The following is an 11904-nucleotide window of genomic DNA, read 5'->3' as shown; positions in this document are numbered from 1 at the left end:
TTGTTCGATCACATTTACTTAATGCGTTGACCATTGGCCAGAATTTGGCCGTCTTCTTTGAACTCGATGGTCGATGTCAGCGTATCGGGTTCATCACCCGGCACGGCCATCATGCCCATCATCATACGCGCACCCAGCGCGTCATTCTCGGACATCAGCCCCATGCCAATCAGTTTGTCGATCAGTGCATTTGCGCCCACCAACTCAAGATTGGCGACACCCGATGGGGCGGGCATGCCGAATTCCTGGGTGTTTTCGTTGTCGAAGGCAAAGTCGCCGTCACCTGACAGGCGCGCGCCAACCAGCGAGACCAGCAGCTCGTTGATCGTTAACGAATGCAACTCGGCAGGCAATTCGTCGGAGCTTTCCAGAGCTGCCGCCTGTTCCGGGTCGAAGATGTTCATCAGCACCTTGGCCGTTCCGCTTGTATCCAGTGCAATTGTTGCAGGATCGCGGGGCAAGGTGCCTGCGGGGTCAAACATGCTCCACAAAACGTCAGACATGGTGAAATCGGTCAGGTTCATCGCAAACCCAAATGGTTTGACCTCATCCGAGGGCTGCACCGGGATATCAAGCTTCAGACCAGCCTTTTCCATCGCCAGTTCGAGCGGGAAAGGCAGGTCGGCTGTGGTCACTGCCATCTGGGTTTTGTTCTGTTCAAGATCATAAGCCAAGCTCTCGGCGTCCATACTGGCCGCGAAACGCCCACCTTCGGAGGAGCTTGCCATGGTGAACTCGCTACCTTCTGCGACCCCGCTGATATTTGTCTCGCCCGAGCCGTAAGTGAATTCACCATCAAATTCGAAACCGGAGGTATAAAACGCGCTGGGATCGCTCAGGTCTAGCCCGCTTGGCAGAACATTGTCGCCTTCGAATGTCAGATCATTCAACTGTCCGACGAACAGGCCCGAATCCCCAAGTTCAGGGTCTTCAAACGCGACGTTGTAAGACAGCTCCGCGGCCTCTAAGGTCTGAGCGATGGTGCGATCTTCACCGATGAGCATGCGCGAGCTGCCAGTCACATCGACCATATCGAACTGGACGTCAAATGCATCAGCGGGCAGCGCTTCATCGCCTGCCTCCAGCTCTTCAATCGCCACGCTCAGCTGGGATGCCGAATAATCATAGGTCATGTCCTCAGGTGTGCCTGAGACAACCATGTCCAGATCGGTCTGAGAATAGATCAGGTCGACGGAAAACACCTCATCCTCGGCGGTGCCGGACAGTGTCAATGGAAAGCTTTCTGGGAAGCCGATGCTGATCGTGCCATCGCCGTTTTCTGTCAGCGTAACTTCAGGCATCATCATGCTGAACTCGGCCTCATCCTCGGGCAGATCCATCAGCACAGTCATGTTCGTGATAGTCGTCACGTCCCCGGCACTGCTTTCATCACCGGTAATGGTATAGCCCATCGACTGAAAGTAAGACTGCCAATCCGCCCAGATATCATTGGCGGTCAGGTCGGCCCAGGCGCCTTGGGTGGCAATTGTATAAGCCAGGGCTGCGCCGCAGCTGCGGCGGAGGAAAACAGACATAAGGTAACCCTTCTTGATCAATTTGATGCGCATGGTCGGGGTTGTGGCGGGCATCGTCAAGGGGGCAAGGGCTGGACCCTTTCCCCGTTTCCGCGCTACGCCTGTAGCCAAATTCCAACTCAGTACGTCAGGAGCGGCAAATGCAGGGAAAAACAGTACTTATAACCGGGGCCAGCCGGGGCATAGGCGCTGAAGCTGGGCGCGTTTTTGCCGCAGCCGGGGCCAATGTCGCGCTGGTTGCACGCAGTCGTGATCAGATTGATGCACTGGCGGCTGCGCTGGGGGATAACGCGATTGCGCTGGCCTGCGATGTCAGCGATTTCGTGCAGGTTGAGCAGGCGGTGGCCGATTGCGTCGCTCGCTTCGGCAGTTTGGACGTGCTGATCGGCAATGCCGGGGTGATCGAGCCGATCTTTCACCTGGCCAATGCTGATGTCGCGTCCTGGAGCCAGGCCATCGACATCAACCTCAAAGGTGTCTTCTACGGGATGCGCGCCGCCCTACCGATCATGCGCGCAGCGGGCGGAGGGACGATACTGACCGTTTCTTCGGGCGCGGCTTCGAACCCGGTTGAGGCGTGGAGCCACTATTGCTCCTCGAAAGCGGGGGCAAAGATGCTGACCGAATGCCTACATCTGGAAGAGGCGCATAATGGTATCCGCGCCATGGGTCTGTCGCCGGGTACGGTGGCCACAGATATGCAGCGCGTTATTAAGGCCAGCGGCATCAACCCGGTCAGCCAGTTGGACTGGGATGTTCACATCCCGGCGGACTGGCCCGCGCGGGCGCTGATGTGGATGTGCTCATCCGATGCGGATGAGTTTCTGGGATCCGAGATTTCCCTGCGCCAGGATGACATCCGCCAAAGGATCGGTTTGACGTGATTGAATTGACGCAGGACGACGGTCTTTGGATCGTCACGATCAATAACCCGGGTAAGGCAAATGCTTTGACACGGGCGATGCTGACCGAACTGGCCGAGATTGCAGAGGCGGCGACTGAGGCCAGCGCCCTAATCCTGACAGGCGCCGGCAAAGTGTTTAGTGCTGGCGCCGATCTGGACGAGGCGCGCGCCGGGCTCGCCACCTCGGACGTATGGGAGCGCCTGTCGGGCGCGATTGCCGCCTTGCCCTGCCTGACGGTGGCCGCATTGAATGGCACGCTGGCCGGTGGAGCGAACGGGATGGTGTTGGCCTGTGATCTGCGCATCGCGGTGCCGTCGGCCAAGTTCTTTTATCCGGTGATGAAGCTGGGTTTCCTGCCGCAACCGTCTGATCCCAAACGCATGGCGGCTTTGATTGGCCCTGCGCGGACCAAACTGATCCTGATGGCGGGGCAGAAGATCACAGCAGAAGAGGCCTATGCCTTCGGTCTTGTGGACCGCATCGTTGCGCCCGAAGACCTGATGCCCACTGCGCAAGAGCTGGTGGCGGACAGTGTGGCTGCAAAACCCGACATCGCCGCTGGCATCGCCGAGCTGTGCCGATGAGGTTGTCCGCGCTGCGATTGCGCGTCGCCGACCCGGATCGCCTAGCCGGTTTCTATCGGGAGGCGCTGGGTATGTCGGTGCAGGTCGAGGGGCAGAACCGCCGTGTTGGCTATGACGGGCAGGATGCGGATCTGTTGCTGATGCCGGGTGGCGGCGGGTACGCCCATGATCAGGGGCAACGATACTGGAAGATCGGGATTACCCTGCCCAATGTGGACGTGGCGGTTGAGGCGTTGGGCAAACAGGGCCATGCTGTCAGTGTCCCGCGTCAGTTTCTGGATATCGGCTACATGGCCCATCTCAGCGACCCCGAAGGCTTTGTGATCGAACTGCTTCAGCATGATTTCGAAGGCAACCGGCCCGAAACCGCAGCAGATCCCGCGAACCCGTTCGCGCAGGCACGGGTTGGCCAGATCACCCTGCGTACAGGTGATATAGCCGCCGAGGACGCATTCTGCCGCGCTCAGGGCATGAAACTGCTGTCAACGCAGGACGTCGCCCCATACGGGTTCGATCTGCATTTCTATGCGTTCACGCATGACGTACCGCCTGATCCCGATCTTTGGGCGGTGTCGAACCGCGAATGGCTTTGGAAACGCCCTTACACAATGCTGGAATTCCAGCACGTTCAGGGCGCGCAATTCGCGCCTGTGCCGGACTACCAGGGGCTGGAGGTCGAAAGTTTGGCAGAGCCTATTCAGGATGCGTTTGGCGACCCAGTTCTGCCAGGCTGATCATCGCCCTCTGCGCTTGCCCGGCACTTTCGATTGAAAGCCGGGTGGGCGTCTGCGGACCCAGTTCAGGAATTTCTCAAGCCGTGGATGGGCGCGCAGGGCCTCGACCGTGCTGAAACTGCGCGCCAATTCGGCTTCGGACAGCGTGGCGTGGATTTCCTTGTGGCAAATCTTGTGCAGCAGCACGGTGGGTCCGCCCTTGCCTCCTTTGAGTTTTGGGATCAGATGATGCAGGCTGCCGCCGCCCTCGGGGATCGGGCGGTCGCAAAGCGGGCAGATTTGATCGCTGTTCGTCATGATCTGGAATGATGCGCCTGCGGGCGATGAAGGCAAGAGGGCTGCAATGGCGCAGGCAGTGGTGATCGGGGCAGGGCCCGCCGGATTGATGGCCGCAGAACAGCTGGCCCAAGCTGGTCACAGGGTTTTGGTGGCCGAGGCCAAGCCTTCAGTCGCGCGCAAGTTTCTGATGGCGGGTAAGTCGGGCTTGAACCTGACCAAGGATGAACCTTTCGAGACGCTGCTCCAATCCTATGACGAAGCCGCTGACTGGCTCCGCCCGATGCTAGCTGAATTCGACGCGCAGGATGTGAAAAACTGGGCTCAGGAGCTGGGGCAGGAACTATTCACCGGTTCTACCGGGCGTGTGTTTCCGTCGGTTATGAAAGCCTCGCCGTTGCTGCGCGCGTGGTTGGCGCGCCTGTCTGAAATTGGCGTTGAGATTAAAACCCGCTGGCGCTGGACCGGATGGCAGGACGACGCGCTCAGCTTTGACACGCCAGACGGGGTGCAGACGGTAGCGTCAGACGTGACGATTCTTGCGATGGGTGGGGCAAGTTGGGCGCGTTTGGGATCGGATGGGGCTTGGGCGAATGACCTTGTCCAAAGAGGTGTCGAGGTCGCCCCCTTTGCCCCCGCAAATGCGGGTCTGCTTGTCGATTGGTCCGATCACATGTCAAAGCACTTCGGCGCGCCGATCAAAGGCGTCGCCCTGCGGGCCGGATCGCTGCGCACACGGGGCGAGGCCGTGATCTCAGCCCGTGGTCTGGAAGGCGGCGGCATCTACAGCATCTGCAAAGCCGTGCGGGAAGGGGCGGAGTTGACCTTTGATCTGATGCCCGATCTGTCGGCGGAGGATGTGGCACAGCGCCTGAGCAGACCGCGCGGCAAGGCCAGCCTGTCCAACCACATCCGCAAAGTGCTGAAACTGGGGCCGACACGAACCGCACTGTTGACCGAGTTTGGTCGCCCTCTCCCCTCTGCGCCCGATGCGCTGGCCCGGCTGATCAAATCGCTGCCCGTTCGTCACGCCGGATTGCGCCCGATAGACGAAGCAATCTCGACCGCAGGGGGTGTTTCACGCGATGCGGTGAATGATGGCCTGATGCTGACCAACCTTCCGGGTGTGTTCTGCGCGGGCGAGATGCTGGATTGGGAAGCCCCGACAGGAGGCTATCTGCTCACGGCGTGTTTCGCCACCGGGCGCTGGGCTGGTCGATCAGCCGCGGACTGGCTGCGAACTAGCTAAGCTCGGCCAGTTTCTTATAGGCAGGCCGGTTCCGCATTTCTTTGCCATAGGTTTTCAGTACATCTGAATTCAAAGTGAATCCGGCGCCTTTGGCCCAGCTCATGCAATGGACCAAAAGGATATCGGCAATCGTCATTTGATCACCCAGCAGGAATGGACCTTGAAACCGGCGTTCTAGCCGCTGGAAATTATTGTCGAATTCCCATTTGGCCGCCTCACTGATGCCGGGTGCGCGTTTGTCTTCGGGCAAAATGAAGCCATGTCGTGCGGCGACCCATAGAACGGCGTCCAACTCGTCAAGAATTGCATGAAAAAGCGAATCCTGAATGGCGCGGTCATAGCTGCCTGCCGGATAGGTGAAAGCGGCATGTTTATCAGCCAGATAGGTCATGATCGCGGAGCTGTCCGAGATCAACTGGCCATCATACTCCAGTACAGGGATCTTACCAGTGTGGTTCAACGCAACGACCTGGGGATCGCGTGGTCCGACTTTTATCAGCTCATATGGCTGACCCAACTCCTCAAGCAGCCAGATGACACGCGCTGCGCGGCTTCGAACGCTCCCATAGACTTTGTACATGCTATCCTCCTGCCAAATGTCTGCCCGAATGTGACCCGGATCGCGCGTACGTCAAGACATACGCGGGGTCAGCGTGACCGCGCCAGCATCGCCAATCGGATCATTGCGCGTTCGACCAATGCCATCGCGGGGGCGGTTTGGCCGGCAGATCGCAGGGACAGGTCGGTATCTGTGAGTACCGTCAGTGCCGTTTGTAGTTTTGGCGCGCCCCATCCCTGCGCCTGACGCAGAATGCGGTCGCGCCGTTTGCCATAGACCGGAGGCCGCAGCTTGCCGATGCCTTGTGCTGCACCACCGGGAGCTGAGGCGCAGGCATAAAGTGTGCGAAAATGCCGGGTCGCACCAATGCAAAGCGTTACCCCGTTGGTGCCTTGTGCCTGCAAGCGTCGGATGAGCGGCCCGATTTCTCCGGCGCGTCCTTCGGCAACAACGTTCAGGACATCGTCCAGCGCCGCCTCGGTCGAGCGGGGCGCGCAGGCTTCGATGTCGTCCATGCTCAGTTCTGTGTCATCGCCGCGTTTGTAAAGTGACAGCTTTTCAATGGTTTGGGCGAAATCACCTGGGCTGAGGCTGACGGCCAGTTCGCTGAGTGCTGACATCGAATCGCGCGGGATGTTGCTCAGCCCAGCCTGGGTCAGAACCCGCTCGACCTCGGCCCGTGAGGGGGGGTCATCGTAGATGCCAACCGCGTAGGCCTGCGGATGCGCCTCAAAGGCCTTGCGGATTTTCGAGCTGGGTTTCAGCTGACCTGCGGTGACGATGATCTGCGCATCACCGGGCGCCCAATCCTCGAGCGCCGCCAAAATCGACGGCGCGGCAGTATCGGTCGCCTCTTCCACAAAAACCGCGCGCGGACCCGGGAAAAAGCCAACCGCCTTGACCGCATCCAGCAATAGGGCCGGATCGCCGCGCAAGTCGCTGCCCGGTATCCGTGTCAGGCGCATTTCCTCTTCGGCGTTCTCTCCAAGCAGAGCGGCCAGAACCTGTTGACGTTTCAAAGCAACCCGCATGGCATCGGCACCGTAGATCAGCAGCCCAGTTTTATCCGCATCCGGCTTGGCGAAATAGCCATCCGCCTCACGCGGGCTCAGCTTCATGCGGTCAGGTCCGGCGTGGCATAAAGGCGATTGACGATCTGATCCGACAGAATCGACATCAGTCGCCGTTTCGCATCCCGCTCATCTGCCAGTGTGGAAACGGTCGAACCTGCAGCCGAATAGCCCACAAAATCGGTAACCGTACCCGACGCCATGATCTGACCTGTTTCGTTGGATCGAAGCGAAAACTCTGCCCGGCCGTTGATGGTATAGCGGTTGGTTTCGTTGGTTGTCGTGATCGCGGCGGCTTGAATGTTGGTCGCAACCTGAACGTTCAGCTTGTAATCCTTGCCGGATGTGGCGCTGCGGCCCAGTTTTTGTTCAAGGTTTTCAACCAGAAGAAAACTATCAACCGTGTTCGGAGCCGATAGCTCGACCCGGCCAAACAGTTCGGAACCAGACCCACCTGGGGCGTAAACAGGTTCAAATCCGCAGGCAGACCCGGCAAGGCAGGCTGCCAGTGGCATCAGTAGAACTCTTCTGCGATCAAACGACGACATTCACGATCCGACCCGGAACAACGATGACTTTCTTCGGTGCAGCACCATCCAGCGCCTTTTCGACAGCTTCGGTGCTAAGCGCGATTTTTTCAACCTCGTCCTTGGGCATATCCTTCGGAACGCTGATTTCTGCGCGGCGCTTGCCGTTGATTTGAATGGGCAGGGTGACGGTATCATCCACCAGCATCGCCTCATCCGCCTCTGGCCAGGGTGTTGTCGCGACCAACCCTTCGCCACCCAACAGTTGCCAGAGCTCCTCGGACAGGTGCGGCGTCATCGGCGACATCAACTGTGCCAATATCTTCGCTGCCTGGCGTTTGGCATCTGACCCTGCTTTGGATTTGGCAAGCGTATTGGTGAACGCATAAAGCTTAGCGATAGAAGCGTTGAAGCCAAAGGATTCGACCCCGCCAGATACATCATGGATCGCTTTGTGCATCTCGCGCAGAAGGGTCTCATCCTCGTCATTGGCCGGGATATCCAACTCGGCGATCTCAGACGCAATGCGGTGCACGCGGCTGAGGTGCTTAAAGGCGGCCTCGGCCCCGGATGCGGTCCATTCCACGTCCCGTTCAGGCGGAGAATCGGACAGAACAAACCAGCGCGCAGTGTCGGCGCCAAAGGCTGAAATAATGCTGACCGGGTCGACCACATTTTTCTTGGATTTCGACATTTTGGCCGAGGGGATGATCTCGACCTCGGTGCCGTCGGCCAGTTTACCGTCGGTCACGTCCTCGGGCAGGTGGTAGACCGGGCGGCCCTTGGCGTCGCGGGTCTGGTAAATTTCGTGCGTCACCATGCCTTGGGTGAACAGCGCATCGAACGGCTCGATAGCCTTTTTCGGCAGATGACCGGTGATCTGCATCGCCCGCGCAAAGAAACGGGAATAGAGCAGATGCAGAATCGCATGCTCAATCCCGCCAATATACTGGTCGACATTCATCCAGTACTCGGCCTCGGCCAAATCTGTGGGTGTTTCGGCATGCGGGGCTGTGAAACGGGCATAGTACCAGGACGAATCGACAAACGTGTCCATCGTGTCGGTTTCGCGCTTGGCTGGAGCGCCGCAGGCAGGGCAAGGGGTATCGCGCCAGTTGGGGTGGCGATCCAGCGGGTTGCCGGGGATAGAAAAGTCGATGGGTTTGCCGTTGCCATCATCATAAGGCAGTTCGATCGGCAGGTTCTCTTTCTTCTCGGGAACTGTGCCGCATTTCTCGCAATGAACCACGGGAATCGGGCAGCCCCAATAGCGTTGACGGCTGAGGCCCCAGTCGCGCAGACGGAATTTGACCTGCGCTTTGCCCAAATTCCGCTGTTCGAACCAGTCGATTGTTTTGTCGATCCCGTCCTGGCTGGTGGATTCGCCCAGACCGGCAAAGTGGTCGATATAAACGACTTTCTCGGATTTCTGGGGCACCAGCGCCTCGGTTTCGATCTCGGATTCATCACCTGGCATATGGAACGCAGGCACAACGGGAAGCTGGTACTTGCGGGCAAAATCCAAGTCACGCTGGTCGTGCGCTGGACAGGCGTAAACCGCGCCCGTGCCATAGTCCATCATGACAAAGTTGCCGATCCAAACCGGAAGTTCCTGATCCGGCCAGACGGGATGACGCACGGAGATACCGGTATCGATGCCCTTTTTCTCGGCCTTTTCCATGGCCGCTTCGGTGGTGTCCATCTTGCGACATTCGGCGATGAACTCAGCAGCTTCGGGGCTGTTTTCTGCCAGTTGGCGCGACAAAGGATGTTCCGGCGAGACTGCAATGAAACTTGCACCCCGCAGCGTATCCGGGCGGGTCGAGTAGCAGATGATGGGCTCACCGCCATCTGTGCGCTCAAACGGGATTTCGATGCCGCGCGACTTGCCGATCCAGTTTTCCTGCATAAGGCGGACCTTGGCGGGCCAGTTGTCGAGGGTATCCAGCGCCTCAAGCAATTCTTCGGAATAGTCACTGATCTTAAAGAACCACTGGGTCAGCTCTCGCCGTTCCACCAATGCGCCCGAACGCCAGCCGCGCCCGTTTTCCACCTGCTCATTGGCCAAAACGGTCATGTCGACCGGGTCCCAGTTCACCACTGCGTTCTTGCGATAGACCAGCCCGGCCTCAAGCATATCCAAGAACAAGGCCTGCTGCTGACCGTAGTATTCGGGGTCACAGGTGGCGAATTCTCGGGACCAGTCGATGGACAGGCCCAGAGGTTTCATCTGTCCGCGCATGTCGGCGATGTTGCTGTATGTCCAATCTTTCGGGTGACCGCCGATTGCCATTGCCGCGTTTTCTGCGGGCATTCCGAATGCGTCCCAACCCATTGGATGCAATACGTTATGGCCGGTTGCCAGCTTGTGCCGCGCGATCACGTCGCCCATCGTATAGTTACGCACATGACCCATGTGAATGCGCCCGGACGGATAAGGAAACATCTCAAGCACATAGTATTTCGGCTTGTCTGCCTTGCTGCTTGCCGTGAAGATCCCGGCCTTGTCCCAGGCCTCTTGCCATTTTGCTTCGATTTCGTTGGCCGAATAGCGCGACATCATGCGGTCCTTCGTGAATGAAAACGCCGGGTCAGAACCCGGCGTGGTATTAGAGTGTATTTCGTCGGGTTGCTAGAACTTACTGTCTGCAATGCGCAGCTGACGGGCGCGGGACAGGATCGCATCCTCAACCGCGCGCGCGGTCGCATCGCTAACAGGCGCGCCGCCGCTGCTTTGCAAGGCGACCGATAAAGACCGCGCAGCAAGGGCCGGGTCACTGATATGCACAGTCGCCCGATAGGAGCGTCCGCCGCCCGGAGGGGTGCCATACCCCGTTACGATCACGCCTGTGAAAGGATCGACCTCCTGAACTGGAAGAAAGCTAAGAACATCCAGCGAGGCGGACCAAAGATAACGATTCACATTGGTTGTCTGCTCGGCATTGCCGCGATCAAACACATCCCAGATTGACGTGCGTTCAGGGTCGTTCAATTCGCGCTCAGAAGACCGGCTGCTATCGGTGTTGCTATAAACGGGGTTTGGCGCGGCGCTTCGATTCGGGCCACAGGCCGAAACGGCGGCTATTGTTGCAATCAAACCCAAAATCGTAGGCACACGCATCGTAAGCAGGTCCTGTTTTCACTCGCTGTCATCGTCAGGGGATACTCCTAACTAAGGTCCCTGTGCGCAACAACCCTATTCTTTGGTATTTATTGAGTGTGCAGTTGGGCAGCAGGACGAGAAGATGACTGTGGCATCCTTGCACCAATATTTTGTCAATGACAGCGCGTTGTTTAGGCCAAGCTTGCGCAAAGGGGGCAAAAAGAGCGAAACGATGTCCGTGCTGAGACATGTGCTAGGCATGTGTCGAGTAGATAAATCTTTGAAACCGAGGGAAACAAGATGAAAAAAGTTCTCTTTGCAACGACGGCGCTGATCGCGACCGCAGGCGTTGCAGCAGCAGAAGTTAAGTTCGGCGGCTACGGTCGTTTCGGTATTGGATACCTGGAAGACCGTTCCACCGACGAAAACGTAAGCGACACCATCCTGGTCTCGCGCTTCCGTCTGAACATCGATGGCATCGTTGAAACCGACGGCGGCGTACGCTTCGAAGGTCGTGTTCGTGTGCAGGCTGACGAAGACTCCGACAACGGTGAAGCAAACGCAGCTGGCCTGAACGGCGCGCGCTTCTCGGTCATCTTCGGTGGTCTGCGTGTTGACGCGGGCAACGTTGCCGGCTCGTTCGACAACCTGGCAAACTACTACGGTAACGAGCCTGGTCTGGAAACATTCATCGGCCAGTACTCGGGCGTTGACTATGACTTCCTGGCCTACTCGTCGACTGGCGCGGGCGCAAACGCTGTGTTCTTCCAGTACGCAGTTGGTGACTTCGCGTTTGGCGCGTCGTACGACCAGAACGTTGGCAACGTTGGTGGCGACACCACCCTGAGCGGCATTGACCGTTGGGACCTGAGCGCGACCTACACCTTCAACAACATCACCGCAGCACTGGCCTACGGTCAGACCGATGCTCCGGCTGGTGGTGAGAAGAGCACCCTGACCGTTCTGACCCTGGGCGCAGAATTTGGTGACTTCTCGGGTACTCTGTTCGTCGCAGACGATGACGTTGCAAACGATGCTGAAAACGGCACTGCATGGGGCTTCTCGGCCGCATACAATGTTGGTGCGGCTCTGACCCTGACCGCCGCTTACGGTGACGGTTCGGCTGACGACGATACCCGCAACATCGGTATCGGCGCTATCTATGACCTGGGTGGCGGTGCATCGCTGCGCGGTGGTATCGGCGACATCAAAACTGGTGACGCGGACGGTCAGCTGCGTGCTGACTTCGGTGCCCAGTTCAACTTCTAAGTTGATCTGAACCACAAAGTTCTCAGGGCGGGTCTTCGGACCCGCCCTTTTCTTTTGTCGCCACATGGTGTTCTGTCGCCTCAGAAAGCAGAT

The 11904-nt window shown here is 58.5% G+C and carries 12 protein-coding genes; 5 read left to right on the top strand and 7 right to left on the bottom strand.

Annotated elements, in window-relative coordinates; genetic code table 11:
- Positions 1–14 precede the first annotated feature (14 nt).
- Complete coding sequence (locus ACR0DH_RS16425; RefSeq protein ID WP_480550679.1) at positions 15–1535, bottom strand: DUF2125 domain-containing protein; 1521 nt, start codon at positions 1533–1535, stop codon at positions 15–17.
- 140 nt (positions 1536–1675) lie between these two features.
- On the opposite strand from ACR0DH_RS16425, the gene ACR0DH_RS16420 reads away from it, so the two are divergent.
- Genes ACR0DH_RS16420 through ACR0DH_RS16410 form a run of 3 tightly spaced genes read left to right on the top strand, consistent with a single transcriptional unit; the run spans position 1676 to position 3758 of the window.
- Complete coding sequence (locus ACR0DH_RS16420) at positions 1676–2419, top strand: SDR family oxidoreductase (RefSeq protein ID WP_480550681.1); 744 nt, start codon at positions 1676–1678, stop codon at positions 2417–2419.
- Positions 2416–3024: an enoyl-CoA hydratase/isomerase family protein gene (locus ACR0DH_RS16415; RefSeq protein ID WP_480550683.1), complete on the top strand. Its 609-nt coding sequence runs from the start codon at positions 2416–2418 to the stop codon at positions 3022–3024. The genes ACR0DH_RS16420 and ACR0DH_RS16415 overlap by 4 nt, the downstream gene beginning before the upstream one ends.
- Positions 3021–3758 carry a VOC family protein gene (locus ACR0DH_RS16410; protein ID WP_480550685.1) on the top strand — a complete coding sequence of 246 codons (738 nt, stop codon included), beginning with the start codon at positions 3021–3023 and terminating at the stop codon, positions 3756–3758. Before ACR0DH_RS16415 ends, ACR0DH_RS16410 begins: the two co-directional genes overlap by 4 nt.
- Here ACR0DH_RS16410 and ACR0DH_RS16405 read toward each other — a convergent pair whose 3' ends face one another.
- A complete protein-coding gene (locus tag ACR0DH_RS16405) occupies positions 3759–4055 on the bottom strand; it encodes an HNH endonuclease (RefSeq protein ID WP_480550687.1) in 297 nt (98 codons plus the stop codon).
- Between ACR0DH_RS16405 and ACR0DH_RS16400 the strand changes: the two genes are divergently transcribed.
- Positions 4054–5283 (top strand): TIGR03862 family flavoprotein, encoded by a 1230-nt coding sequence (locus tag ACR0DH_RS16400; protein ID WP_480550689.1) that lies wholly within the window; start codon positions 4054–4056, stop codon positions 5281–5283. The genes ACR0DH_RS16405 and ACR0DH_RS16400 overlap by 2 nt on opposite strands.
- Here ACR0DH_RS16400 and ACR0DH_RS16395 read toward each other — a convergent pair.
- From ACR0DH_RS16395 to ACR0DH_RS16375, 5 genes are all read right to left on the bottom strand, one after another.
- Positions 5276–5863 carry a glutathione S-transferase family protein gene (locus ACR0DH_RS16395; RefSeq protein ID WP_480550691.1) on the bottom strand — a complete coding sequence of 196 codons (588 nt, stop codon included), beginning with the start codon at positions 5861–5863 and terminating at the stop codon, positions 5276–5278. The genes ACR0DH_RS16400 and ACR0DH_RS16395 overlap by 8 nt on opposite strands.
- Positions 5864–5931: 68 nt before the next feature.
- On the bottom strand, positions 5932–6960 hold the full coding sequence (gene holA, locus ACR0DH_RS16390; RefSeq protein WP_480550693.1) for a DNA polymerase III subunit delta: 1029 nt from the start codon (positions 6958–6960) through the stop codon (positions 5932–5934).
- Positions 6957–7460, bottom strand: a complete 504-nt coding sequence (gene lptE, locus ACR0DH_RS16385) for an LPS assembly lipoprotein LptE (RefSeq protein ID WP_480550695.1) — start codon at positions 7458–7460, stop codon at positions 6957–6959. Before lptE ends, holA begins: the two co-directional genes overlap by 4 nt.
- The gene (gene leuS / locus ACR0DH_RS16380) at positions 7447–9999 is read right to left on the bottom strand and encodes a leucine--tRNA ligase (protein ID WP_480550858.1); all 2553 of its coding nucleotides are present in this window, start codon (positions 9997–9999) and stop codon (positions 7447–7449) included. The genes lptE and leuS overlap by 14 nt, the downstream gene beginning before the upstream one ends.
- Positions 10000–10071: 72 nt before the next feature.
- On the bottom strand, positions 10072–10560 hold the full coding sequence (locus ACR0DH_RS16375; protein WP_170533418.1) for a DUF3576 domain-containing protein: 489 nt from the start codon (positions 10558–10560) through the stop codon (positions 10072–10074).
- 282 nt (positions 10561–10842) lie between these two features.
- Here ACR0DH_RS16375 and ACR0DH_RS16370 point away from each other — a divergent pair, with 282 nt between their 5' ends.
- Positions 10843–11811 (top strand): porin, encoded by a 969-nt coding sequence (locus tag ACR0DH_RS16370; RefSeq protein ID WP_480550697.1) that lies wholly within the window; start codon positions 10843–10845, stop codon positions 11809–11811.
- The last annotated feature ends 93 nt before the right edge of the window (positions 11812–11904 follow it).

The organism is Ruegeria sp. I1 (assembly GCF_056532675.1).
Note: the sequence above shows the minus strand (reverse complement) of the source record. Positions and strands in the feature narration are given on the sequence as shown.